General features: G+C 61.1%; 24 protein-coding genes. 15 read left to right on the forward strand and 9 right to left on the reverse strand.

Annotated elements, in window-relative coordinates:
* Positions 1–127: 127 nt before the first annotated feature.
* On the reverse strand, positions 128–685 hold the full coding sequence (locus AB4O12_RS16685) for a hypoxanthine-guanine phosphoribosyltransferase (protein WP_016773231.1): 558 nt from the start codon (positions 683–685) through the stop codon (positions 128–130).
* Positions 686–849: 164 nt separating this feature from the next.
* Between AB4O12_RS16685 and upp the strand changes: the two genes are divergently transcribed.
* A complete protein-coding gene (upp, locus tag AB4O12_RS16690) occupies positions 850–1,488 on the forward strand; it encodes a uracil phosphoribosyltransferase (RefSeq protein ID WP_024014279.1) in 639 nt (212 codons plus the stop codon).
* A 2-nt stretch (positions 1,489–1,490) separates the two neighbouring features.
* Complete coding sequence (locus AB4O12_RS16695) at positions 1,491–2,765, forward strand: uracil-xanthine permease family protein (RefSeq protein WP_016773229.1); 1,275 nt, start codon at positions 1,491–1,493, stop codon at positions 2,763–2,765.
* A 104-nt stretch (positions 2,766–2,869) separates the two neighbouring features.
* Here AB4O12_RS16695 and hemH read toward each other — a convergent pair whose 3' ends face one another.
* Together hemH and AB4O12_RS16705 are read right to left on the reverse strand one after the other, a co-directional pair.
* Positions 2,870–3,895: a ferrochelatase gene (gene hemH, locus AB4O12_RS16700; RefSeq protein WP_095181662.1), complete on the reverse strand. Its 1,026-nt coding sequence runs from the start codon at positions 3,893–3,895 to the stop codon at positions 2,870–2,872.
* Positions 3,896–3,908: 13 nt separating this feature from the next.
* Entirely contained in the window at positions 3,909–4,811 is a 903-nt protein-coding gene (locus tag AB4O12_RS16705) for a TIGR01777 family oxidoreductase (protein WP_252884826.1), read from the reverse strand.
* 197 nt (positions 4,812–5,008) lie between these two features.
* Here AB4O12_RS16705 and AB4O12_RS16710 point away from each other — a divergent pair, with 197 nt between their 5' ends.
* The 12 genes from AB4O12_RS16710 to AB4O12_RS16765 all read left to right on the forward strand — a co-directional run bounded on the left by AB4O12_RS16710 (position 5,009) and on the right by AB4O12_RS16765 (position 15,131).
* A complete protein-coding gene (locus tag AB4O12_RS16710; RefSeq protein WP_460059140.1) occupies positions 5,009–5,995 on the forward strand; it encodes an NAD(P)/FAD-dependent oxidoreductase in 987 nt (328 codons plus the stop codon).
* Positions 5,992–6,207, forward strand: coding sequence for a TIGR02450 family Trp-rich protein (locus AB4O12_RS16715; protein ID WP_041479991.1), 216 nt, complete (start codon positions 5,992–5,994; stop codon positions 6,205–6,207). The genes AB4O12_RS16710 and AB4O12_RS16715 overlap by 4 nt, the downstream gene beginning before the upstream one ends.
* 214 nt (positions 6,208–6,421) lie before the next feature.
* A complete protein-coding gene (locus AB4O12_RS16720; RefSeq protein WP_041479992.1) occupies positions 6,422–7,384 on the forward strand; it encodes a YbgA family protein in 963 nt (320 codons plus the stop codon).
* A complete protein-coding gene (locus AB4O12_RS16725; RefSeq protein WP_056790272.1) occupies positions 7,384–8,325 on the forward strand; it encodes a MerR family transcriptional regulator in 942 nt (313 codons plus the stop codon). The genes AB4O12_RS16720 and AB4O12_RS16725 overlap by 1 nt, the downstream gene beginning before the upstream one ends.
* A gap of 16 nt (positions 8,326–8,341) precedes the next feature.
* Entirely contained in the window at positions 8,342–9,787 is a 1,446-nt protein-coding gene (phrB, locus tag AB4O12_RS16730) for a deoxyribodipyrimidine photo-lyase (RefSeq protein WP_460059142.1), read from the forward strand.
* Positions 9,780–10,202 carry a nuclear transport factor 2 family protein gene (locus tag AB4O12_RS16735; protein ID WP_460059144.1) on the forward strand — a complete coding sequence of 141 codons (423 nt, stop codon included), beginning with the start codon at positions 9,780–9,782 and terminating at the stop codon, positions 10,200–10,202. The genes phrB and AB4O12_RS16735 overlap by 8 nt, the downstream gene beginning before the upstream one ends.
* Entirely contained in the window at positions 10,199–10,981 is a 783-nt protein-coding gene (locus AB4O12_RS16740; RefSeq protein WP_016773219.1) for an SDR family NAD(P)-dependent oxidoreductase, read from the forward strand. The genes AB4O12_RS16735 and AB4O12_RS16740 overlap by 4 nt, the downstream gene beginning before the upstream one ends.
* Complete coding sequence (locus AB4O12_RS16745) at positions 10,978–12,225, forward strand: NAD(P)/FAD-dependent oxidoreductase (RefSeq protein ID WP_460059147.1); 1,248 nt, start codon at positions 10,978–10,980, stop codon at positions 12,223–12,225. The genes AB4O12_RS16740 and AB4O12_RS16745 overlap by 4 nt, the downstream gene beginning before the upstream one ends.
* Positions 12,222–13,037, forward strand: a complete 816-nt coding sequence (locus AB4O12_RS16750; protein WP_056790285.1) for a DUF1365 domain-containing protein — start codon at positions 12,222–12,224, stop codon at positions 13,035–13,037. The genes AB4O12_RS16745 and AB4O12_RS16750 overlap by 4 nt, the downstream gene beginning before the upstream one ends.
* A complete protein-coding gene (locus tag AB4O12_RS16755) occupies positions 13,024–14,289 on the forward strand; it encodes an SAM-dependent methyltransferase (protein ID WP_236168897.1) in 1,266 nt (421 codons plus the stop codon). Before AB4O12_RS16750 ends, AB4O12_RS16755 begins: the two co-directional genes overlap by 14 nt.
* Complete coding sequence (locus AB4O12_RS16760) at positions 14,282–14,773, forward strand: DUF2878 domain-containing protein (RefSeq protein WP_151551149.1); 492 nt, start codon at positions 14,282–14,284, stop codon at positions 14,771–14,773. The genes AB4O12_RS16755 and AB4O12_RS16760 overlap by 8 nt, the downstream gene beginning before the upstream one ends.
* Positions 14,774–14,825: 52 nt before the next feature.
* Positions 14,826–15,131 (forward strand): YkgJ family cysteine cluster protein, encoded by a 306-nt coding sequence (locus tag AB4O12_RS16765; protein ID WP_024014290.1) that lies wholly within the window; start codon positions 14,826–14,828, stop codon positions 15,129–15,131.
* A 133-nt stretch (positions 15,132–15,264) separates the two neighbouring features.
* Here AB4O12_RS16765 and AB4O12_RS16770 read toward each other — a convergent pair whose 3' ends face one another.
* From AB4O12_RS16770 to hemA, 6 genes are all read right to left on the reverse strand, one after another.
* Positions 15,265–15,783, reverse strand: coding sequence for an acyloxyacyl hydrolase (locus tag AB4O12_RS16770; protein WP_041480001.1), 519 nt, complete (start codon positions 15,781–15,783; stop codon positions 15,265–15,267).
* A 111-nt stretch (positions 15,784–15,894) separates the two neighbouring features.
* Positions 15,895–16,686: a glutamate racemase gene (murI, locus tag AB4O12_RS16775; RefSeq protein ID WP_375122680.1), complete on the reverse strand. Its 792-nt coding sequence runs from the start codon at positions 16,684–16,686 to the stop codon at positions 15,895–15,897.
* Positions 16,679–17,434, reverse strand: coding sequence for a molybdopterin-synthase adenylyltransferase MoeB (locus AB4O12_RS16780; RefSeq protein ID WP_375122681.1), 756 nt, complete (start codon positions 17,432–17,434; stop codon positions 16,679–16,681). The genes murI and AB4O12_RS16780 overlap by 8 nt, the downstream gene beginning before the upstream one ends.
* The gene (gene prmC / locus AB4O12_RS16785; RefSeq protein WP_460059152.1) at positions 17,428–18,258 is read right to left on the reverse strand and encodes a peptide chain release factor N(5)-glutamine methyltransferase; all 831 of its coding nucleotides are present in this window, start codon (positions 18,256–18,258) and stop codon (positions 17,428–17,430) included. Before prmC ends, AB4O12_RS16780 begins: the two co-directional genes overlap by 7 nt.
* Complete coding sequence (gene prfA, locus AB4O12_RS16790) at positions 18,259–19,341, reverse strand: peptide chain release factor 1 (RefSeq protein WP_016773210.1); 1,083 nt, start codon at positions 19,339–19,341, stop codon at positions 18,259–18,261.
* Positions 19,338–20,624: a glutamyl-tRNA reductase gene (hemA, locus tag AB4O12_RS16795; RefSeq protein WP_016773209.1), complete on the reverse strand. Its 1,287-nt coding sequence runs from the start codon at positions 20,622–20,624 to the stop codon at positions 19,338–19,340. Before hemA ends, prfA begins: the two co-directional genes overlap by 4 nt.
* 182 nt (positions 20,625–20,806) lie before the next feature.
* Here hemA and AB4O12_RS16800 point away from each other — a divergent pair, with 182 nt between their 5' ends.
* Positions 20,807–22,531, forward strand: a complete 1,725-nt coding sequence (locus tag AB4O12_RS16800) for a tetratricopeptide repeat protein (RefSeq protein ID WP_041480005.1) — start codon at positions 20,807–20,809, stop codon at positions 22,529–22,531.
* The last annotated feature ends 1 nt before the right edge of the window (position 22,532 follow it).

Below are 22,532 nucleotides of genomic sequence, written 5' to 3' on the forward strand. Positions count from 1 at the left end.
TCAGCACACATAAAAACAACTGTGGGAGCGAGCCTGCTCGCGAAAGCGGTGTGTCAGTTTTCAATGATGCTGACTGACACGACGCCTTCGCGAGCAGGCTCGCTCCCACAGGGGGCAATGCAGGTTCTTACATGCCTTTAACGGCGTAAATCCCGTTGGCGTTGCGCCAGTAGCCCTTGTAGTCCATGCCATAACCGAAGATGTAGCGGTCGATGCATGGCAGGCCGACGAAATCGGCTTTCAGGTCAGGACGTGCCTTGCGGTCGTGGTCCTTGTCGATCAGCACGGCGGTGTGCACTTTGCGTGCGCCGGCGTGTTTGCAGAAGTCGATGATCGCGCCCAGGGTATGACCTTCATCGAGGATGTCGTCGATGATCAGCACGTCGCGGTCGATGAACGAGACTTCCGGCTTGGCTTTCCAGAACAGGTCGCCGCCGCTGGTTTCGTTGCGATAACGGGTCGCGTGCAGGTAGGACGCTTCCAGCGGGAATTGCAGATGCGTCAGCAGTTTGCCGGAGAAGATCAGGCCGCCGTTCATCACGCAGAACACCACCGGATTGCTGTCAGCCAGTTGTTCGTTGATTTGTGCACCGACGCGAGCGATGGCCGCCTCGACTTCAGACTCGGTGTACAGGCAGTCAGCCTCTCGCATGATTTGACGGATATGCTCGAGATCAGCGGACATGGCGCTCTCCAGGGGTTGGCGGAATTGGAAAAGCGGGCAAAGGTACGCATCCCGCGAGGTCGAATCAAGCTCTTATGGACTAACGTACAGAATGTCCTATAGGACATCACCCTCGGATAGATTAATCTAGGCCGGTTTTTTTGCCCGCCGCCGGAGCCTTTCCCATGCCCATCCTCGAGATCCGCCATCCGCTGATCCGTCATAAACTCGGCCTGATGCGCCGCGCTGACATCAGCACCAAGAATTTCCGCGAGCTCGCTCAGGAAGTCGGCGCCCTGTTGACCTATGAAGCTACAAAAGATCTGCCGCTCGAATCCTACGACATTGCCGGTTGGTGCGGCACCGTGTCGGTGGAGAAAATCGCCGGCAAGAAGATAACCGTCGTGCCGATCCTGCGTGCCGGTATCGGCATGCTCGAAGGCGTGCTCAGCCTGATCCCGGGCGCCAAGGTCTCCGCTGTGGGCGTTGCCCGCAATGAAGAAACCCTGCAAGCGCACACCTATCTGGAAAAACTGGTACCGGAAATCGACGAGCGACTGGCGATGATCATCGACCCGATGCTCGCCACCGGCAGCTCCATGGTTGCCACCATCGACCTGCTGAAAAAGGCCGGTTGCCGCGACATCCGCGCCATGGTCCTGGTGGCCGCGCCGGAAGGCATTGCTGCGGTCGAACAGGCGCACCCGGACGTGACCATCTACACCGCGTCCATCGATGAACGTTTGAACGAGCACGGCTACATCATTCCCGGGCTTGGCGACGCCGGTGACAAGATCTTCGGCACCAAGCAGAAGGACGCGTGACCATGCAGCAAGAGTTCAACGATCCGCTCTGGCGCACGGTGCTGTCCGGCGCGCAGATGCTGTTCGTGGCCTTCGGCGCCTTGGTGCTGATGCCGCTGATCACCGGCCTGGACCCCAACGTCGCACTGTTTACCGCGGGTCTGGGGACGATCCTGTTCCAGATCGTCACCGGCCGTCAGGTGCCGGTGTTCCTCGCGTCGAGCTTCGCCTTCATCACGCCGATCATCCTCGCCAAGGGCCAGTTCGGCCTCGCCGCGACCATGGGCGGGGTGATGGCGGCCGGTTTCGTCTACACCTTCCTCGGCCTCGCCGTGAAGATCAAAGGCACCGGCTTCATTGACCGTCTGCTGCCACCGGTGGTGATTGGTCCGGTGATCATTTCCATCGGCCTGGCCATGGCGCCGATTGCCGCGAACATGGCGATGGGCAAGGCCGGCGACGGCACCGAACTGATCCACTATCAGACGGCGATGATGATTTCCATGCCGGCGCTGCTGACCACGTTGATCGTGGCGGTGTTCGGCAAGGGCATCTTCCGTCTGGTGCCGATCATTTCCGGCGTGCTGGTGGGTTTTGCCATGTCGTTCTATTTCGGCGTGGTCGACACGGCGAAAATTGCTGCAGCGCCATGGTTCGCTCTGCCGCACTTCACCGCGCCGGAGTTCAACTGGCAGGCGATTCTGTTCATCGTTCCAGTGGCACTGGCCCCGGCGATCGAACACATCGGCGGCGTGATTGCCGTGGGTAGCGTGACCGGTCGCGACTATCTGAAGAAGCCGGGCCTGCATCGCACCCTGCTCGGTGACGGCATCGCCACCACGGCCGCCGGCCTGTTCGGTGGCCCGCCCAACACCACTTACGCCGAAGTGACCGGCGCGGTGATGCTGACCAAAAACTACAACCCGAAAATCATGACCTGGGCGGCGATCTTCGCCATCACCCTGGCGTTCATCGGCAAGTTCGGCGCGCTGCTGCAGAGCATTCCGGTGCCGGTGATGGGGGGGATTCTGTGCTTGCTGTTCGGTTCGATCGCAGCGGTGGGCATGAACACCCTGATCCGTCACAAGATCGACCTGGGCGAAGCGCGCAACCTGGTGATTGTTTCGGTGACGCTGGTGTTCGGTATCGGCGGCGTGCTGGTCGGCACCGGCACCGGTCCTGATGACTTCGGCCTCAAAGGCATCGCGCTGTGCGCGGTGGTTGCGATTGCGCTGAACCTGATCCTGCCGGGCAATGATGGCTGGAAGCAGAAGAAGGCGGATGAGCCGCTGATCTAAGGCTTTCAGATCTTCATCGCCTGACAGATAGCATTCGCGAGCAGGCTCGCTCCCACAGGTTGGAATGTATTTCCCCTGTGGGAGCGAGCCTGCTCGCGAAGTTTTTAAAGGGCCAGCGGCGCTCTTTCGCAGAGGGTCGCCAGCGCCTTGGCCCATTGCGGGTCGTCGTTCAGGCACGGCACCAGCACCAACTCCTCGCCCCCCGCTTCGCGGAACTGTTCCCTACCGCGATCGCCAATCTCTTCCAGCGTCTCGATGCAATCGGCGACGAACGCCGGGCACATCACCAGAATCTTTTTCGTCCCGCTTTTGGCCAGTTCATCCAGCCGCGCTTCCGTGTACGGCTCGATCCATTTCGCCCGGCCCAGGCGCGACTGAAACGACACCGACCATTTGCCGTCCGCCAGCCCCATGCTTTTGGCGAAGGCGGCGGCGGTACGGAAACACTGCGCGCGATAACAGGTTGCCAATACCGCCGGCGAGGCGGTCTGGCAGCAATCGGCGCCTTTGAGACAGTGATTGCCCGTCGGATCGAGTTTGCTCAGATGGCGCTCAGGCAAGCCGTGAAAGCTCAGCAGCAGATGATCGTAGTCCTGCTGCAGATGTGGTCGAGCGCTGGCGGCCAGCGCCTCGATGTATTCCGGCTGATCGTAGAACGGTTGCAGGATCGACAACTGCACGTCGAGCTTCTTCTCGCGCAGCACGCGCCGGGCTTCTTCGATCACCGTGGTCGTGGTGCTGTCGGCGAACTGTGGGTACAGCGGCGCCAGAGTGATTTTCCTGTGCCCGGCCTTCACCAACCGCAGCAGACAGGTCTCGATCGACGGCTCGCCATAGCGCATCGCCAGATCCACCGGGCCGTGTTTCCACGTGCGGGTCATCTGCTCTTGCAAGCGGCGGCTGAGCACCACCAGCGGCGAACCCTCTTCCCACCAGATCGAGGCATAGGCGTGTGCCGATTGCTCGGGACGCTTGATCAGGATCAGCGACACCAGCAGCCGCCGCAGCGGCCATGGCAGGTCGATCACGTAGGGGTCCATCAGAAATTGATTGAGATAGCTGCGCACATCGGCCACCGAGGTGGAGGCCGGAGAGCCCAGGTTGACCAGAAGCAAAGCGTGATCGGTCATGCAACGTCCTATTTCAGAGGCGGCTGGAGAGGTCATCCAGAGCCGCGCGTAAATCCGTAAAGCGGAAGCTGAACCCCGCTTCCACCAGGCGTGCCGGCGTCGCACGCTGGCCGCCGAGCAATAACAGTGACAGCTCGCCGAGCATGACTTTCAGCGCCAGGGTCGGCATCGGCATGAACGCCGGGCGGTGCAACACACTGCCCAGGGTCTTGGCAAATTCGCGGTTGCGCACAGGTTTCGGCGCGCAGGCATTATAAGGACCGCTGGCCTGATTCCGGTGCAGAAGAAAATCAATCAGGGCGATTTGATCGTCGATGTGAATCCACGGCATCCACTGTCGACCATTGCCCAAAGGCCCGCCCAGCCCGAGCTTGAACGGCAGCAACAGCCGCGACAAAAAGCCGCCCTCTGCCGACAGCACCAGACCGGTTCGCACCAGTACCACGCGGATGCCGAGGTTTTCGGCGCGCAGGGCGGTTTCTTCCCAGGCGATGCACAATTGGCTGGCGAAGTCGTCGATGCCCGGCGGTGATTCTTCAGTCAACTCGCGTTCGCCACCGTCGCCGTACCAGCCGATCGCCGAGCCGGAAATCAGCAGCGACGGTTTCTGCGCGCGAGTTTCCAGCCACGCCAGCAGCGTTTCCGTCAGCGTGATGCGGCTGCTCCACAGCAACGCCTTGCGACGATGGGTCCAGGGGCGATCGGCAATCGGTGCACCAGCAAGATTGACGACCGCATCCAGCGGCTCCTCGCCGAGGTCCTCCAGACGCGAAATTCCGCGCACCTGCGCGCCGCAGATCTGCGCGACTTTTTCCGTGCGGCGACTCCACACCGTCAGCCGATGGCCCTGCTCCAGCCAGTGCCGGCAGAGCTGACGTCCGATCAAACCAGTACCGCCGGTCAGCAATATGTGCATGACATCTTCCTCGCGTGGCGTTTAACCCGGATCACTAGTCTATTTTTATAGGCAGGGATCTTTTCGATCGGGCAGGCTCTATGGTTTAACAATAGGCCAAGCTGTCAGAACGAGAACGCTAGAAGTTATACCAAAAAACAGAATTGTACAGGTTTCATCGACGGCGTAGTCTGTACAGAAAGGTAAACGAGGCCCCTATGACTGTACCTATCGCAATCATCGGCACCGGCATCGCCGGGCTCTCCGCCGCTCAGGCTCTGACAGAGACCGGGCATACCGTCCAACTGTTCGATAAAAGCCGCGGCAGCGGCGGGCGCATGTCGAGCAAGCGCAGCGACGCCGGCTCGCTGGACTTGGGCGCTCAATACTTCACCGCGCGCGACCGGCGCTTCGTCACCGAAGTGCAGCGCTGGCAGAGCCGGGGCTGGGCCGCTGAGTGGACGCCACAGCTGTACACCTTCCGGGGCGGCCAACTGAACATGTCGCCGGACGAGCAGACCCGCTGGGTCGGCACGCCGCGCATGAGCGCCATCACCCGTGGCCTGCTCGATGGCCTGGACGTGCAGTTTGCCTGCCGCATCACCGAGGTCTATCGCGGCGAAGAGCACTGGCATCTGCAGGACGCCGACGGCTGCACCCACGGCCCCTTCAGCCATGTGGTGATCGCCACACCGGCACCGCAAGCCACCGCGCTGCTGGCCGCCGCACCGAAACTTGCCGGCGTCGCTGCCGGGGTGAAAATGGAGCCGACCTGGGCCGTCGCCCTCGCATTTGAAACCCCGCTCGATACGCCAATCGAAGGCTGCTTCGTGCAGGACAGCCCGCTCGACTGGCTGGCGCGCAACCGCAGCAAACCCGGGCGCGACAGCACTCTCGACACGTGGGTGCTGCATGCAACCAGCGCCTGGAGCCGGCAACACATCGACCTCTCCAAGGAAGCAGTAATCGAACATCTGCACGGTGCGTTCGCCGAATTGCTGCACAGCGCCATGCCTGCGCCGACCTTCAGCCTCGCCCACCGCTGGCTCTACGCCCGCCCCGCTACCGGCCACGAGTGGACCACGCTGGCCGACGCCGATCTGGGCTTGTACGCCTGCGGCGACTGGTGCCTGTCGGGCCGCGTTGAAGGCGCTTGGCTGAGCGGTCAGGAGGCTGCACGTCGCTTGCACGAACACCTGCAATGAATCGCATCAATCCGCGCAAATTGCTGCTGTCGAAGTGGACAGCAGCCCATCCGCAAAATCGCGAAAAACATTTTCTGGTCACCGAACTGATCCGCGACGAGGAAGGTACGGTGCTGGAAGTTGAATTGCAGGCGGTGCTGACCCAGCGTAGCGAGCGGATGGATTGGCAGGTGCTGAAAGACAGCGAGCACTGGTTACTGGGCTGGAAATAGATTTCCCTTGTGGGAGCGAGCCTGCTCGCGAAAGCGCTGTATCGGATACGAAATCACTGACTGACCCACCGCTTTCGCGAGCAGGCTCGCTCCCACAGATTCAGCGCTGTAGAAAAATCTTATACAAATCATTTGACTTGTACATCCATCGATCTATGCTGAGGAAAAGTTGTACAGAGATAACTCTCTGTACAGGTATAGATTCGAGGTGCTCATGTCTACTGCTTCCCTGTCCAAGCCGAAGATCGCCATCAGCGCCTGCCTGTTGGGCGAAGAAGTGCGCTACAACGGTGGGCACAAGGAATCGCGGCTGTGCAGCCGTACCCTTACCGAATATTTCGATTTCGTCCCGCTGTGCCCTGAAGTTGCTATCGGCATGGGTATTCCCCGTGAGCCGATTCGGCTGGTCGGCGACCCTGAGCAACCCGAGGCGGTCGGCACCGTTGATCGCACTATTAACGTGACCAGGCCGCTGGCCGAGTACGGCGAGAAAATGGCCGCCGAGTTGCAGGACCTGTCCGGCTACATCTTCATGCAGCAGTCGCCCTCCTGCGGGCTGGAACGGGTCAAGGTCTATCACGACAACGGCGCACCAGTGAATGGTGGCGGACGCGGGATCTATGCGCAGGCATTCTGTGCACAGCATCCGGATCTGCCGGTGGAAGAAGCCGGACGCCTCAACGATCCGGTGCTGCGGGAAAACTTTATCACCCGCGTCCTGGCCTACAGCGCCTGGCAACAAGTGCTCGCCGAGGGCCTGAGCCGCCGCGCCCTTACCGAGTTCCATTCGCGCTACAAGTACCTGCTGATGGCGCACAACCCGCTGCAATACAAAAACCTCGGCAAGATGCTCGGCAACATGGCCGACAGCGATCCCGCCGAACTCGGCCCGCGCTATTTCAGCGAGCTGATGGCCGCGCTGAAGAAATGCGCCACTCGCGGCACCCATTGCAACGTGCTGCTGCACCTCAGCGGTTATTTGAAACAATCGCTGAGCGCCGAAGACAAACAGGAAATGCAGCAGATCATCGGCCAGTACCGCCAGGGCATCGTGCCGCTCGTGGTGCCGTTGACGCTGCTCAAACACCATTTTCGACTCCATCCGGACCCGTACATCGCGCAGCAGGTTTACCTGCAGCCGCATCCGGAAAACCTCAGTCTGCGAAACGCGATCTAATGAACGATAAAACCGACAGCAGCGCCCAGGAAGACCTCGGCGCCGACTTCAAGAAAGCCCTCGACGAGGGCTGGTTGCCGATTCGCGAAGTCGCGCGGCAGACCGGCGTCAACGCCATCACCCTGCGCGCGTGGGAACGTCGCTATGGGTTGGTGGTGCCCCAGCGCACGCCCAAGGGCCATCGACTGTATAGCGCTGAACATGTGCAGCGGATCATGGCCATCCTCACCTGGCTCAACCGTGGCGTTGCGGTGAGCCAGGTCAAGCCACTGCTCGATGCGCCGCAGGCCTTCACGGAAACTGTGGAAAACGATTGGCAGCGTCTGCATCAGACGTTGCTGTCGGCGGTCACCTCGCTCAATGAGCGCGCGCTGGATGACAGCGTCAATCAGGCCATCGCCTTGTATCCGCCACGGACGTTGTGCGAGCAATTGCTGATGCCGCTGCTGGCCGAGCTCGAACAGCGCTGGCAGGGCCAGTTCGGTGCGCAGATGGAACGGACGTTTTTCTTTTCCTGGTTGCGCAGCAAATTCGGCGCACGCATCTACCATAACAACCGTCAGCTGCATTCGGCGCCGCTGCTGTTGATCAATCATTCCGACCTGCCGCTGGAGCCGCATCTGTGGCTGTGCGCATGGCTGATCAGCAGTGCCGATTGCCCGGTGCAAGTGTTCGACTGGCCACTGCCGGCCGGTGAACTGGCGCTGACCGTCGAGCATCTGCAAGCCCGTGGCGTGCTGCTGTATTCGAGCAAAGCCATGCAACTGGCGCAGTTGCCCAAGCTGTTGGCAAACGTCAATTGCCCGACCTTGATTGCTGGCCCCACGGTGCACATCCACCACACCGAGTTGTCCGCACGCACCGCCCAGACTGCCGATCTGTTCCTGGCTGAAGATCCGCTTGCCGCCCACCAGGCGCTGCTCGAGCGCGGATTGATTTGATGATGGGTTTAATCACATGCAACTGATCTGGCTGCGCAGCGACTTGCGCCTACATGACAACACTGCCCTCGCGGCCGCCGCAGCGCGCGGCCCGACCGTGGCGGTGTATCTGTTGAGTCCCCAGCAATGGCTGGAGCACGACGATGCGCCGTGCAAAGTGGATTACTGGCTGCGCAACCTGCGCGAACTGAGTCAGAGCCTCGGCGCGCTGAACATCCCGTTGTTGATTCGCAGCGCACCGCACTGGGATCAGGCACCGGCGGAGCTGCTCAAACTCTGCCGGCATTTGAAGGTCGAGGCGGTGCACGTCAACGAGGAATACGGCGTTCACGAAAGCCGCCGTGATGAAGCCGTGGCCGAAACGTTGCGAGCCGAAGGCATCGAATTCCACAGTTACCTGGATCAGTTGCTGTTCAAACCCGGCACAGTGCTGACCAAGACCGGCACCTACTTCCAGGTGTTCAGTCAGTTTCGCAAAGTCTGCTACGAACGCCTGCATCGCTCGATGCCGGCACTGGTCAAGGCACCCGGCAAGCAGGCCGCGCTGGATATCGCCAGCGATGCAATTCCGGAGGCGGTAAAAGGTTTCGCCACACCGAGCGAATCCCTGCGCGCCCTGTGGCCGGCCGGCGAGCAAGAGGCGCGGCGCCGCCTCGACACCTTCACCGATGCGCAGATCGACTACTACCGCAGCGAACGCGACTTCCCGGCCAAACCTGGCACCAGCCAATTGTCGGCGTATCTCGCCGCCGGCGTGATCTCGCCACGCCAGTGCCTGCACGCTGCACTGCAAAGCAATCAGGGCGAGTTCGAAAGCGGCAAGGTCGGCGCGGTGACCTGGATCAACGAGCTGCTGTGGCGCGAGTTCTATAAACACATTCTGGTCGGCTATCCACGCGTCTCCCGGCATCGCGCCTTCCGCCCGGAAACCGAAGCGCTGGCCTGGCGCGATGCGCCGGAAGAACTCAAGGCCTGGCAGGAGGCACGCACCGGGCTGCCGATCATCGACGCGGCGATGCGTCAACTGCTGGAAACCGGCTGGATGCACAATCGCCTGCGCATGGTCGTAGCGATGTTCCTGACCAAAAACCTGCTGATCGACTGGCGCGAGGGCGAACGCTTTTTCATGCGCCACCTGATCGACGGCGACCTGGCGGCCAACAACGGTGGCTGGCAGTGGAGCTCATCGACCGGCACCGACTCGGCGCCGTACTTCCGTATCTTCAACCCGTTGAGCCAGTCGGAAAAATTCGATGCCGAAGGCGTGTTCATCAAGCACTGGTTGCCGGAACTGGCCGGGCTCAACAAGAAGGAAGTGCACAATCCGGCGGCAGCCGGAGGACTGTTCGGCGTGTCCGGTTATCCGGCGCCGATCGTTAATCTCAGCACTTCACGCGAGCGTGCGCTGACGGCGTTCAAGAACCTGCCGTCGCGCCAGCCTGTGGGCGGCAGCGATGAGTGAATTCCTGCGCAGCTTCGCCCGCGAGTTTTGCGGGTTGAACAAAGACAACCTGCATCGCCTCGGCGAGCTGTACAGCGACGACATTCATTTCACCGATCCGCTGCACGAAGTTCAGGGCCTGGCACAACTGCAGGATTACTTCAGCGAGCTGTACGCCAACGTCAGCGATCTGCGTTTCGATTTTCATGGTTTCGACCAGATCCGCGAAGGTGAGGGTTACCTGCGCTGGGTCATGAGTTATCGCCATCCGCGCCTGGCCAACGGGCGGGAAATCAGAGTCGGTGGCTGTTCGCACCTGCTCTGGCGCGACAAGGTTTATCGCCATCGGGATTATTTCGATGCCGGGGCGCTGCTGTATGAACACTTGCCAATATTGGGCCGGGTGATTGCCTGGCTGAAAAGGAGAATGGGATGAGTCGTACACCTCCACGGCGGTATTGGTTGACCGGGGCCAGCAGTGGCATCGGTGCAGCCTTGTGTGAGGACATTCTGAAAAGCGGCGCGCACCTGGCGGTCAGCTCGCGCTCGGCCGCGCCGCTCAAGGTCTTGTCCCAGCGTTATCCGGGCCAGGTGCTGGTGGTGCCCGGCGATCTGACCAACAGTCAGACCGTGCGCGAAATCGGTGAGCAGATCGCCGAGGCCTGGGGTTCGCTGGACAGCGTGATTCTCAACGCCGGCACCTGTGAATATGTCGACGCGCGCCAGTTCGACTCGTCGATCATCGAGCACGTGGTGCGCACCAATCTGCTCGCCAGCAGCTATTGCATCGAAGCCGCCCTGCCGCTGTTGCGCAAAGGCACGGCGCCGCATCTGGTCGGCATGGCCAGCTCGGTGACTTACCTGCCGCTGCCACGGGCCGAAGCCTATGGCGCATCGAAGGCCGGGCTGCGTTACCTGTTCGAATCGCTGCGCATCGATCTGGCGGATGAAGGTATTGAAGTCACCATCATCAGCCCGGGTTTTGTCGAAACGCCGCTGACCGAGAGGAACGATTTCCCGATGCCGCTGAGCTGGCCCGCAGATAAAGCGGCGCGGCACATCTTCGCCAAACTCAAGGACCGTCCGCTGGAAATTGCCTTCCCGGGGCTGTTCATGGCCGCGCTGTGGCCGCTGTCGAAACTGCCCGCTCGCGCGCAACTGGCGATCGGCAAACGCATGGTGCGCAAGAACCCACCGCAGCGGGACCCGATATGAAAATCGCCGTAATTGGCAGCGGTATCGCCGGGCTCACCTGCGCCTACCTGCTGAACCGCCGCCACGACATCACCGTGTTCGAAGCGAGTGACTGGGTCGGCGGCCACACCCACACCGTACCGGTCAGCGTGGCTGGGCAATCGTTCGCCATCGACACCGGTTTCATCGTGTTCAACGACTGGACCTACCCGAACTTCATTCGCTTGCTCAACCAGCTCGGCGTGGCGTTCAAGCCGACCGAAATGAGCTTTTCGGTAACCGACCCGGACACCGGCGTCGAGTACAACGGCAACAACCTCAACAGCCTGTTCGCCCAGCGCAGCAATCTGTTGTCGCCGGGGTTCTGGGGCATGCTGCGCGACATTCTGCGCTTCAACAAAGAAGCCCAGCGCGACCTGGTGGAACTGCGCATCGCCGCCGATACCACGCTCGATGATTACCTCAAGGCCGGCGGCTACGGCGAGCGCTTCATCCTGCACTACATCGTGCCGATGGGCGCGGCGATCTGGTCGATGCCAATGGCGGAAATGCTCAATTTCCCGCTGCAATTCTTCCTGCGTTTTTTCAAGAATCATGGCCTGTTGTCGGTCAGTGATCGGCCGCAGTGGCAGGTCATCGAAGGCGGTTCCAGTGCGTATATCGCGCCGCTGACCGCTTCGTTCAGCGACAGGATTCGCCTGAACTGCCCGGTCAGCCGCGTCGAGCGCAATCAGCATGGCGTGGTTATCCACAGCCCGGCCGGCCTCGAACATTTCGACAAGGTGGTGTTCGCCTGTCACAGCGATCAGGCACTGAAGCTGTTGGCCAACCCGAGCGACGCCGAGCGTTCGATTCTCGGTGCCCTGCTCTACGCCGACAACGACGTCGTGCTGCACACCGACACGCGCCTGCTGCCGACGCGCAAACTGGCCTGGGCCAGCTGGAACTATCGCCTCGGCGGCGCAGGCCATACCCGCGCGGCGGTCACCTACAACATGAACATCCTGCAGGGCATCGAAAGCGACACCACGTTCTGCGTCAGCCTCAACCAGACTGCCGGCATCAGCCCCGATAAAGTGCTGGCCCGCTATACCTACGCGCACCCGCAATACACCCTCGCCGCAGCGGCCGCGCAAAACCGCTGGGGCGAACTCGATGGTGAGCAGCACACCCATTATTGCGGCGCCTACTGGGCCAACGGCTTTCATGAAGATGGCGTGGTCAGCGGTTTGCGCGTGGCCGCCGCGTTCGGTGAAACCCTGTGAACAGCGCACTGTATAGCGGCGTGATTGGCCACCGACGTTTTGCGCCGCGCCGCCACGAATTCCGCTACCGCATTGGCCTGCTCTATCTCGACCTGAGCGAACAGGACGCCGTGCTGGCCTTGTCGCCGCTGGCGGGGCGCAGCCGCTTTGCGCCGTTCTCGTTTCGCGAAACCGATTACCTCAAAGCCTTCACCGGCAAGGGCATGCGCCTGATCGACGCGGTGCGCCAGCAGGTCGGTGCAGCCATCGGTCATGAACCACAAGGCGCGGTGTGCCTGCTGACTCAGCCGCGCAGTTGGGGCCTGTCGTTCAATCCGGTGAGTTTCTTCTACTGCCATGAAGCCGACGGACAACTGGCGGCGATCGTTTGTGAAGTCACCAATACGCCATGGCGCGAGCGTTTTCATTACGTGTTGCCGGCGCAGACGCCGACCAGTCTGGTGGATTTCCACCAACATTTTGCTGTAGCCAAGGCGTTTCACGTTTCACCGTTTCTGCCCCGCGACCTCGAATACCGCATGAGCTTCAGCCCGGCCGCGCAAAGCCTGGGTGTGCACATGGCCGATTGGCAGGGCAGCGAGAAACTGTTCGACGCCACACTGAATCTGCGCCGCGAACCGCTCGATCGTCGCAGCCTGCATCGCTATCTGCGGCGCTTCCCGTGGATGACCGCAAAAACCGCCTTGGCGATTTATTGGCAAGCACTGCGACTGCTGCTCAAGCGCGCGCCGATCTTCCCTCACCAGGCTGCCGACGGCAGCTTTAAAACCGCCACTGTGCCTCCGAAGGAGCCGCACCATGAAATCCTCTAGCCTGCCGCTCGGTCGCTTCAGCACCAACGGTTTGACCGGCTCGCTGCTGCGCCGTGGCGTGTTGCGCCAATTGGCCCAGCTCAAACACGGACAATTGATGGTCGTCGAGGATGGCGAACAAATGCTTTTCGGCACCCCGGGCAGTGCTCTGCTTGGTGAAGTCCATGTGCTCGATCCGGCCCTGTGGGGCATGGTCGCCAGTAGCGGCTCGATCGGCGCCGGCGAAGCATTCATCCACGGCTATTGGAGTTCGCCGGACCTGACTGCTGTGGTGCGCGTGTTCGTCAGCAATCTCGATGTACTCGACGCCATGGAAGGTGGCCTGGCGCGTCTGGGCCGGCCCTTCGTACAAGGGCTGCACTGGCTCAATCGCAACACGCGCAAGGGTTCGCAGAAAAACATCGCCGCGCACTACGACCTCGGCAATGAACTGTTCGAACAGTTTCTCGACCCGACCATGATGTATTCCGCCGCCCAGTTCCTTTCGCCGAGCGACACCCTGGAACAGGCGCAACTGAACAAACTCGAGCGCATCTGCCAGAAACTCGCGCTCAAACCCAGCGACCACCTGCTGGAAATCGGCACCGGTTGGGGCAGCATGGCCCTTTACGCAGCGCAGCATTACGGTTGCCGCGTGACCACTACGACGCTGTCGAAAGAGCAGTTCGCGTTCACTGCCAAGCGCATCGAACAACTGGGCTTGCAGGATCGCGTCACCCTGCTGCTCAAGGACTACCGCGACCTCAGCGGCGAGTACGACAAACTGGTGTCGATCGAGATGATCGAAGCGGTCGGCCATCGGTTCCTGCCGACCTACTTTAAACAATGCGCGCAGTTGCTCAAAAGCAACGGCCTGATGCTGCTCCAGGCGATCACCATTCGCGAACAACGCTACGAACAGGCCAAGCGCAGCGTCGACTTCATCCAGCGCTACATCTTCCCCGGCGGCGCCCTGCCCTCGGTGCACAAGATGCTCGATGTGGTCGGCCGCGAAACCGACATGAACCTGCTGCACATGGAAGATTTCGGCCTGCATTACGCCAAGACACTGCGCCTGTGGCACGAGAACTTTCGCCTCGCCCATGGTCGCCTGAGCGAGCTGGGCTACGACGATTATTTCCTGCGTTTGTGGGAGTTTTACCTGTGCTATTGCGAGGGCGGGTTCCTCGAACGCACCATCGGCACCGCGCAATTGCTGCTGGCCAAACCGGCGGCGATGACCGCGCCGCTGCTCGGACGCTTCGATGCGTGAGCGAATCGCCAATGCCGTGCTGTTTCAGCTCGGCTGGCTGGCCTGCGTGCTCGGCGGCAACAGTTTATGGCTGTTGCTGGCACTGGCGGCGCTGGTGATTCATCTGCGCTGGATCAGCAGTTGGGCGGCAGAAGGTCGTTTGATACTGTGCGTGGTGATTGTCGGCACGGCGGTGGACAGTGTTCTGCGTTACCTCGACGTGTTCCGCTTTGCAGACGCGTCACCGCTGATTCCGTTGTGGCTGATGCTGCTATGGGCACTGCTCGCCACCACGTTGCGCCACTGCCTGGCCTGGAGCGCGCGGCCATGGTGGCTGGCCAGCGCACTTGGCGCGGTGGGCGGGGCGTTGTCGTACTACGGTGGCGGACGCCTGGCCGGCGTACATTTCCCTTACGGCGAAGTGTCGACGCTGATCGTTATCGGGCTGCTCTGGGCAGGGCTGTTCCCGCTGTTGCACTTGATGGCACGGCGTCTGGCGCCGTGAGCGTCCGTCAGCGCTTTCACACCCACCGCGATCACTGCCTTACACTGCCACGATGAAAACCATCCCTCACACACAAATCGCCGAACCGGCGGTCACCTGCTCGACCTGTGCGGCGTGCTGCTGCCAGCTCGAAGTGATGCTGATCACCGACACCGGCGTGCCTGATCGCTTTATCGATACCGATGAATGGGGCGGCGAAGTGATGCTGCGTCTGGACGACGGCTGGTGCGCGGCACTGGATCGCGACAGCATGATGTGCACGATCTATGAACGACGCCCGCTGATTTGCCGCGAGTTTGAAATGGGCGCGCCGGAGTGCATCGAAGAGCGCCGGGGAATTGCTACAGCCTACCGCTGATTTCTTTGACGGCGCAGAAACAACTGTGGGAGCGAGCCTGCTCGCGAAGGCGGTGTGTCAGCCACCATTTGAATTGGCTGACACTCTGCTTTCGCGAGCAGGCTCGCTCCCACGTTGGTTCCGCGTAGGCGGATTACAGCGGCATTGTGTAATGCAGCGCATAGCTTTCTACACCATCGTTGTCGCTGGACAGGCCGGCGTTGGAGTAGTGCGTGGCGCGGATTCCGACTTCGTGGCCGCCGTTGAAACGCAGGCCGACACCGATGCGGTCTTCAAACTGGAAGGAGCCGCCCAGGTTGTTGCTTTCGTATTCGGTGTTGGAGAAGAACGCCACGCCGATACCCGCTTCCACGTATGGCTTGACCGACTGGCCGGCAAACTCGTAAACGAATACAGGTGAGAACGACAGGCTGTTGTTGCTGGAAGTCTTGTCACCTTCCCAGTACGTGTAGGCACCGCTCCAGTAGCCGGTCAGGCGACCCACGTCGCTCTGCAGCCAGCTCTTGTCCCAGTCGAAATTCATGCCTAAGCGATACGTCATTGTCGAATCGCTGGTACCGCCGACGGCGAATTCAACGCCAGCGGCTTGTGCAGTAATGCTTTGCCCCATCAGTGCGGCCGCAATCGCGGCCAAGCAGAATAGTCGCTTCACTTTGAAACTTCCTTTTCCGGAACGATCGTTTGGTTTTTAGTTGCTGCTGTCGCTATAGAAATCCGCGCTTGGTCAGAAGTTCAGCGTTTTTTTAGTTATTTCACATTTTTTTTACAAGTCGAAGTTTTGCACATTCGACGCAGTTTGGCCCAGCAACGGTAGGATTTTTCTGAGAGATTGCGGATCGCCGCTGGTCCAGAACTTCACCGGCTGGCTCGGACGTTGCGCCAGCAGATCACGCTCGGCGAGCAAGCGTTGCAACTGCCGGGCCACGGCATCTCCGGTATCGATCAGGCTGACATCGTCGGCGATCATCGACCTGAGTAGCGGCTTTAGGAAGGGATAATGGGTACAGCCAAGAATGATCGTGTCGCAGTTTTGCGCCAGCAATGGAGCGACGTAACCTTGCAATAAAGTGCGTAATTCGGCGCTGTGCAGATCACCCGTTTCGATCAGTTCGACCAGTCCCGGACAGGGCTGGGTGATGACTTTTATGTCAGCCGCGAAGCGATCGAGCAACGCGGCAAACTTCGCGCTCTGCAACGTGCCGGTCGTGGCCAGGACGCCAACCACGCCGCTTCGTGTGGCCGCTGCGGCCGGTTTGACCGCCGGTTCCATGCCGACAATCGGCCAGTCGGGGAAATCGCGACGCAGATCGGCAACCCCCGCCACGGTCGCGGTATTGCACGCCAGCACCAAAGCTTTGGCCCCCTGCTCGCGAAAAAACCTGGCCATCACGCTGCAACGCTCGCGGATGAATTCCGGGGTTTTCTCGCCGTAAGGAATGTTCCCGCAATCGGCGACATAAAGCAGCGATTCGTTGGGCAGCAAGCGCTGGATTTCGCCGAGGACCGACAAGCCGCCGACCCCGGAATCGAACACGCCGATCGGCGCTTCACGCATGGCGGGCGCCACAGACGCTGCAGCCCGGATCGCGCTTGACGCGAAGCTCACGGAATCGCGAGCCCAAGGCGTCGATCAACAACAGTCGCCCCACCAATGGTTCACCAAAGCCGACCAGAACCTTCAACGCTTCGAGCGCCTGCAAGCTGCCGACCAGACCGACCAATGGCCCGACCACGCCGGCCTCGCTGCAGGTCAGTTCGGCTTCACTGCCGTGACCGTACAGGCAGTGATAGCAAGGGCTGTCGGCACGTCGTGGATCGAACACCGACAACTGCCCTTCTAGACGAATCGCCGCGCCACTGACCAGTGGCTTGCACGCGGCAACACAGGCGGCGTTAACCGACTCGCGGGTAGAGAAGTTGTCCGAGCAATCGAGCACCAGATCCACCGCCGCCACCGCTGCACCGAGAGAATCCTCGTCCAGCGCCTGGCGATGGGCGACCAGTTGAATTTCCGGATTGATCGCGCCCAGGCGCTTGAGCGCCGAGTCGACCTTGGACATGCCGACACTGTCGGTGTCGTGAATGATCTGCCGTTGCAGATTGGTCAGATCGACCGTGTCGAAATCCGCCAGATGCAATTCGCCGACGCCCGCCGCTGCCAGATACAACGCCACTGGCGCGCCGAGGCCGCCGAGGCCGACGATCAGCACGCGGCTGGCCTTGAGCTTCAGCTGCCCGTCGATGTCGATGTGTTGCAGCAGAATCTGCCGGCTGTAGCGCAGCAATTCCTGATCATTCAGCACGGCAGGCGCCCCAGACTGATGCGTTGATGGCCGCCCAGATCGGTGCGGCTGTGGACTTCTTCAAAGCCACGAGTGAGCAGCAGATCACGCACGGCTTCGGCCTGATCATAGCCGTGTTCGAGCATCAGCCAGCCGCCGGTTTCAAGATAATCCGGCGCCTGCGCAACAATCAGACGCAGATCATCGAGACCATCTTCACCGGCGACCAGCGCACTGGCCGGTTCGAAGCGTACATCGCCCTCGACCAGATGCGGATCGGCGGCGGCAATGTACGGCGGGTTGCTGATGATCAGTTGAAAGCGCTGGCCTGCAAGTGCGCTGAACCAATGGCTGTTCAGCACCGTAGCGTTGTTCAGGTGCAGACGCTGGCGATTGCGTTCGGCCAAGGCCACGGCTTCAAGCACACGATCCACGGCAGTGATTTTCCACGCCGGGCGTTCGCTGGCCAAGGCCAAAGCAATCGCGCCACTGCCGGTGCCCAGATCAAGAACCTTGGCCGGAGTTGCCGGCAGCAGCTCAAGGGCTGCCTCCACCAGCAATTCGGTGTCAGGACGCGGAATCAGCGTGTGCGGCGCGACTTCCAGATCCAGCTTCCAAAAGCCCTGCTGGCCGAGAATGTAGGCCACCGGTTCACCGCTACGCCGCCGTTGCAAATACTCGGCAAAGGTCAGCGCCGCTTCACTCGGCACGATGCGCTCGGGCCAGGTATGCAGGAAGCTGCGCGACTTGCCCAGTGCGGCGGCGAGAAGCAATTCAGCGTCCAGACGCGCAGTCGGCGAGTCCGGCAACTCGGCGGCGCGCAACAGGCTGGCGATGATGGTCATTTATTCACCTATCGCTGCGAGTTGGTCAGCCTGATATTCGGCCAGCAAGGGCTCGATCACGGCTTCGACGCCACCGGCGAGAATTTCATCCAGCGAATACAGGGTCAGGTTGACGCGATGGTCGGTGACCCGGCCCTGGGCATAGTTGTAGGTGCGGATACGCTCGGAACGATCACCGGAGCCGACCAGCAACTTGCGCTCACTGGCAATCGCGTTGGCCGCCGCTGCGTTTTGCTGATCGTTGAGCTTGGCCGACAGCCACGCCATCGCCCGGGCACGGTTCTTGTGCTGGGAGCGCTCTTCCTGGCATTCGACGACAGTGCCGGTCGGGATGTGGGTAATGCGGATCGCCGAATCGGTGGTGTTGACGTGCTGACCACCGGCCCCGGAGGAACGGTAAGTGTCGACGCGCAGATCCGCCGGGTTGATCTCGATCGCTTCGCGCTCGTCCGGCTCCGGCAACACTGCCACGGTGCACGCCGAGGTGTGGATCCGGCCCTGGGATTCGGTGGCGGGTACGCGCTGAACGCGGTGCGCGCCGGACTCGAATTTCAGCTTGCCGTAAACGTTGTCGCCTTCAATGCGCGCGATGACTTCTTTATAGCCACCGTGTTCGCCTTCGTTTTCCGAGAGGATCTCGACGCGCCAGCCACGCCGCTCGGCATAACGCGAGTACATGCGGAACAGGTCGCCGGAGAAGATCGCCGCCTCGTCGCCACCGGTGCCGGCGCGGATTTCGAGGAAGACGTTGCGCCCGTCATTCGGATCTTTAGGCAGCAACATGCGCTGCAGATCGGATTCCAGCGTGACCAGCAACTCCTTGGCTTCGCGAACTTCTTCCACGGCCATTTCGCGCATGTCCGGGTCGTTGTCCTTGAGCAGCGCCTGCGCGCCTTCAAGATCGCTTTGTACGCCGAGCAGCTTTTTATAGGCGGCCACTACCGGCTCGAGTTCGGCGTACTCCTTGGAATAGGCGCGGAATTTGGCCTGATCGGCAATGACTTCACCGTCGCCGAGCAGCGCGGTCAGTTCCTCGAAACGGTCCTGGAGAATGTCCAGCTTGTTGAGCAGTGACGCTTTCATTGCGGTTTTTTATCCGAAAAACTATCCGGTGAGCCCTCAAGGGCAAAGAGTTCCTGGGCCATGGCCAGCGCATCGAGGCGGCCTTCGGCAGACAGCTTTTTCAATTGCACGCTGGGCGCATGCAAGAGTTTGTTGGTCAGGCCACGGGCCAGTTGCCCGAGCACGTCTTCGGCGTTGCCGCCGTTGGCCAGCAGACGCAGGGCTTTTTGCAATTCCTCGTCACGCAAGCGCTCGCTCTGTTGACGATAGGCCTTGAGCACATCGACTGCCGCCAGTTCGCGCAGGCGCACCATGAAATCGTCGGCGCCGACCGAGACCATCTCCTCCGCCGCTTGCGCAGCGCCCTGACGGCTCTTGAGGTTCTCGGCGACCACTTCGTGGAGATCGTCGACGCTGTACAGGTAAACGTCGTCCAACTCGCCGACTTCTGGCTCGATATCTCGTGGTACCGCGATGTCGACCATGAAGATCGGCTTGTGCTTGCGCAGCTTCAGCGCACTTTCCACCGCACCCTTGCCGAGGATCGGCAACTGGCTGGCGGTCGAACTGATGACGATGTCGCTGCGCACCAGCTCCGCCGGGATGTCCGAGAGCAGCACCGCGTGAGCGCCGAACTGCTCGGCCAACTGACTGGCGCGCTCGAGCGTGCGGTTGGCGACGACGATGCGCTTGACCCCCAGCTCATGCAAATGGCGCGCGACCAGCGTAATCGTCTCGCCGGCACCGATCAGCAGCGCCTGGCTGCGTTGCAGATCGCTGAAAATCTGTTTCGCCAGGCTCACCGCAGCAAACGCCACCGACACCGGGTTCTCGCCAATCGCAGTATCGGTACGCACCTGCTTGGCGGCATTGAACGTCGCCTGAAACAACCGCCCCAGCAGCGGACCGATGGTGCCGGCCTCGCGGGCCACGGCGTAGGCCGATTTCATCTGACCGAGAATCTGCGGTTCGCCCAGCACCAGCGAGTCGAGCCCGGAGGCGACGCGCATCATGTGACGAACAGCCGCATCGTCTTCATGCACGTAAGCACTGGCGCGCAGCTCGTCGAGACTCAGATGGTGATAATCGGCCAGCCAGCGCAGCACGACATCGGCCGACAGCTGATCCTGTTCTATATAAAGCTCACTGCGATTGCAGGTGGAGAGGATCGCGGCTTCGCGGCTGTCGGTCAGTCGGCAGAGCTGCTGCAAGGCCTCCACCAGCTGCTCAGGGGTAAAGGCCACGCGCTCGCGGACGTCTACTGAAGCAGTCTTGTGGTTAATACCGAGTGCAAGGAAGGCCATTCAAGGTCGCTGATGGTGACGTGAAGCCGGCAATTGTCCTACTTCGAAAGATTCAGAACAACTACCGCTGACTATTGTCCCAATCGTCAGCCCCTATAATGGCCACAATTGAGTCTCGGTTATGTTTGGCCGAAGGCTTGTGTCATGATGATCCGACCGCAGGTTAGTCGTCCTCTTCCTATATGAATAGATCTTCCGCGTTGCTCCTCGCTTTTGTCTTCCTCAGCGGCTGCCAGGCCATGGCGCCCGTTGCGCCGGATGGCACCCCGCCGGTCGAAGACACCACGCCCGCACCTGAAAAGCCCAAGGTTTACGGCTCGTTCAGCGAGGAAACCGTGTTCAGCCTGCTGAGCGCCGAACTCGCTGGCCAGCGCAATCGTTTCGACATTGCCCTGGACAATTACGTGACCCAGGCCATCAACACCCAGGATCCGGGCGTTTCCGAGCGTGCGTTCCGCATCGCCGAATATCTGGGCGCCGATCAACCGGCCCTCGACACCGCGCTGATCTGGGCCCGCAATGCCCCGGACGATCTCGAAGCGCAACGCGCCGCCGCCGTGCAACTGGCCCGCGCCGGGCGTTACGACGACTCCATGGTCTACATGGAGAAAGTCCTGCAGGGCAAGGGCGACACCCATTTCGATTTCCTCGCGCTGTCGGCCGCCGACACCGATCAGGAAACCCGCAACGGCCTGATGAAAAGCTTCGACCGTTTGCTTGAGCGCCACCCGAACAACAATCAGCTGATTTTCGGCAAGGCTCTGCTGTTGCAGCAGGATGGCGACAATCAAGGTGCGCTGACTCTGCTTGAAGACAATCCGCCGGAAGATGGCGAGATCGCACCGATCCTGCTGCGTGCGCGCCTGCTTCAATTGCTCAACCGTGGCGACGAGGCGCTGCCGCTGTTGCAAAAAAGCATCAGAAAATACCCGGAAGACAAGCGCCTGCGCCTGACCTACGCGCGCATGCTGGTCGAACAGGACCGCATGGACGACGCCAAGGCCGAATTCTCCACCCTCGTTCAGCAATACCCGGAAGACGATGAACTGCGTTACTCGCTGGCACTGGTGTGCCTGGAAGCCAAGGCGTGGGATGAGGCCAAGGGCTATCTGGAAGACCTGATCGCTCGCGAAAGCCACGTCGATTCAGCGCATCTGAATCTCGGCCGGATTGCCGAAGAGCGCAATGACCCACAAGGCGCGCTCATCGAATACGCCCAGGTCGGCCCGGGCAATGACTATCTGCCAGCACAGCTGCGTCAGGCCGATATCCTGATGAGCAACGGCAAAACCGCCGAAGCGCAGAGCAAGCTGGCGGCCGAGCGTGACGAGCAACCGGATTACGCGATCCAGCTGTATCTGATCGAATCGGAAAGCCTGTCGGCCAACAAACAGGACGACAAGGCCTGGAAGGTTCTGCAACAAGCGCTGCAGAAATATCCGGACGATCTCAATCTGCTTTACACCCGCGCCATGCTCGCGGAGAAACGCAATGATCTGGCGCAAATGGAGAAAGACCTGCGCCTGATCATCAAGCGCGACCCGGACAACGCCATGGCGCTGAATGCGCTGGGCTACACCTTGTCCGATCGCACCACCCGCTATGCTGAAGCGAAAACGCTGATCGAGCAGGCGCACCAGATCAACCCGGAAGACCCGGCAGTTCTCGACAGCCTCGGCTGGGTGAACTATCGCCTGGGCAATCTGGACGACGCGGAGAAATACCTGCGCCAGGCGCTCGAGCGTTTCCCTGACCACGAAGTCGCCGCGCACCTTGGCGAGGTTCTGTGGGCCAAGGGCAATCAGCGCGAAGCCAAACAAGTGTGGGGCAAGTTCCTCAAGGATCAGCCCGACAGCACCATTCTGCGCAGCACCATCAAGCGCCTGACCGGATCCGAGAATCTTTAAA

Source organism: Pseudomonas sp. S2_A05 (assembly GCF_054668485.1).

Excerpts from the sequence above, each read along its gene's own strand:
- AB4O12_RS16765 (WP_024014290.1), top strand. The coding sequence starts at position 14,826 with ATGAAAACCATCCCTCACACACAAATCGCCGAACCGGCGGTCACCTGC.
- AB4O12_RS16735 (WP_460059144.1), top strand. The coding sequence starts at position 9,780 with ATGAGTGAATTCCTGCGCAGCTTCGCCCGCGAGTTTTGCGGGTTGAAC.
- AB4O12_RS16755 (WP_236168897.1), top strand. The coding sequence starts at position 13,024 with ATGAAATCCTCTAGCCTGCCGCTCGGTCGCTTCAGCACCAACGGTTTG.
- hemA (WP_016773209.1), bottom strand. The coding sequence starts at position 20,624 with ATGGCCTTCCTTGCACTCGGTATTAACCACAAGACTGCTTCAGTAGAC.
- AB4O12_RS16725 (WP_056790272.1), top strand. The coding sequence starts at position 7,384 with ATGAACGATAAAACCGACAGCAGCGCCCAGGAAGACCTCGGCGCCGAC.
- AB4O12_RS16800 (WP_041480005.1), top strand. The coding sequence starts at position 20,807 with ATGAATAGATCTTCCGCGTTGCTCCTCGCTTTTGTCTTCCTCAGCGGC.
- upp (WP_024014279.1), top strand. The coding sequence starts at position 850 with ATGCCCATCCTCGAGATCCGCCATCCGCTGATCCGTCATAAACTCGGC.
- AB4O12_RS16705 (WP_252884826.1), bottom strand. The coding sequence starts at position 4,811 with ATGCACATATTGCTGACCGGCGGTACTGGTTTGATCGGACGTCAGCTC.
- phrB (WP_460059142.1), top strand. The coding sequence starts at position 8,342 with ATGCAACTGATCTGGCTGCGCAGCGACTTGCGCCTACATGACAACACT.
- AB4O12_RS16760 (WP_151551149.1), top strand. The coding sequence starts at position 14,282 with ATGCGTGAGCGAATCGCCAATGCCGTGCTGTTTCAGCTCGGCTGGCTG.
- hemH (WP_095181662.1), bottom strand. The coding sequence starts at position 3,895 with ATGACCGATCACGCTTTGCTTCTGGTCAACCTGGGCTCTCCGGCCTCC.
- AB4O12_RS16720 (WP_041479992.1), top strand. The coding sequence starts at position 6,422 with ATGTCTACTGCTTCCCTGTCCAAGCCGAAGATCGCCATCAGCGCCTGC.
- AB4O12_RS16695 (WP_016773229.1), top strand. The coding sequence starts at position 1,491 with ATGCAGCAAGAGTTCAACGATCCGCTCTGGCGCACGGTGCTGTCCGGC.
- AB4O12_RS16685 (WP_016773231.1), bottom strand. The coding sequence starts at position 685 with ATGTCCGCTGATCTCGAGCATATCCGTCAAATCATGCGAGAGGCTGAC.
- AB4O12_RS16710 (WP_460059140.1), top strand. The coding sequence starts at position 5,009 with ATGACTGTACCTATCGCAATCATCGGCACCGGCATCGCCGGGCTCTCC.
- prmC (WP_460059152.1), bottom strand. The coding sequence starts at position 18,258 with ATGACCATCATCGCCAGCCTGTTGCGCGCCGCCGAGTTGCCGGACTCG.
- murI (WP_375122680.1), bottom strand. The coding sequence starts at position 16,686 with ATGCGTGAAGCGCCGATCGGCGTGTTCGATTCCGGGGTCGGCGGCTTG.
- AB4O12_RS16740 (WP_016773219.1), top strand. The coding sequence starts at position 10,199 with ATGAGTCGTACACCTCCACGGCGGTATTGGTTGACCGGGGCCAGCAGT.
- prfA (WP_016773210.1), bottom strand. The coding sequence starts at position 19,341 with ATGAAAGCGTCACTGCTCAACAAGCTGGACATTCTCCAGGACCGTTTC.
- AB4O12_RS16715 (WP_041479991.1), top strand. The coding sequence starts at position 5,992 with ATGAATCGCATCAATCCGCGCAAATTGCTGCTGTCGAAGTGGACAGCA.
- AB4O12_RS16745 (WP_460059147.1), top strand. The coding sequence starts at position 10,978 with ATGAAAATCGCCGTAATTGGCAGCGGTATCGCCGGGCTCACCTGCGCC.